Below are 722 nucleotides of genomic sequence, written 5' to 3'. Positions count from 1 at the left end.
ATGGTGCGAGAAGCGATCCTGATCTATAACCAGGAACGCCCACACCTGTCCTTAAAATACAAAACGCCCGATGCAGTGCATAGGGCGCTGGGGTGAAACAGGTGTAAACCTATTTCAGGACTAGACAGGCTCGAAAAGGAACTTAACTGACCGTTCACTGTGTTCAACATCGATCAATATAACGCATTTAAAGTTTCAGGCTGTCGCGTACCGAGCCGACTTCCTCCTGGCTGGCCTCGTAGGCTTGCGCTTGACCGGCGTATGAAAAAACATAGGCTTTATCGGTATCAACTGCGCCCACCAATGTTTGCGACAACACGTGTCGCCCATTCTCAGTAATCACGCAAGTCGTTTCCAACGCATCAAGACGGCTCAGTGTGGTCGGGTGCATCTTGGTGCACACGCTTTGATAACCGCTGCCGGCAAAATCTTTCTGGATAGATTTACGCATTTCCAGCAATACACCTTGAAGATTAACTTTATGACCGGGCTCAATCGGCGTGCCCGTCAACTCCATGACCATCAAGGTATTGCCATTTTCATCGTTCTTGATCGCGCGCAAGCGAGACACCGCCTGGGGTTTTACCGGCGCCTCGCCGTCAGCCTCAACTTCCTCGACTTGCCAGCCGCTGGGCCAATGAATTTCCGGGTCGGCCGCCAACACAAACGGGCTACCCAGCAACAAACACAAAGCGCCCAACAACGATTTACGGAACTCAATC

At 51.7% G+C, this 722-nt stretch carries 1 protein-coding gene; it reads right to left on the bottom strand.

What is annotated here, in order from left to right; genetic code table 11:
* Positions 1–187 precede the first annotated feature (187 nt).
* A complete protein-coding gene (locus E0F99_RS29890; RefSeq protein WP_130909143.1) occupies positions 188–721 on the bottom strand; it encodes a DUF4946 domain-containing protein in 534 nt (177 codons plus the stop codon).
* Between the last annotated feature and the right edge of the window lies 1 nt (position 722).

Source organism: Pseudomonas antarctica, assembly GCF_900624995.1.
Lineage (GTDB): Bacteria > Pseudomonadota > Gammaproteobacteria > Pseudomonadales > Pseudomonadaceae > Aquipseudomonas > Aquipseudomonas antarctica.
The sequence above is the reverse complement of the archived record's forward strand: the minus strand, read 5'-3'. Positions and strand labels throughout refer to the sequence as shown.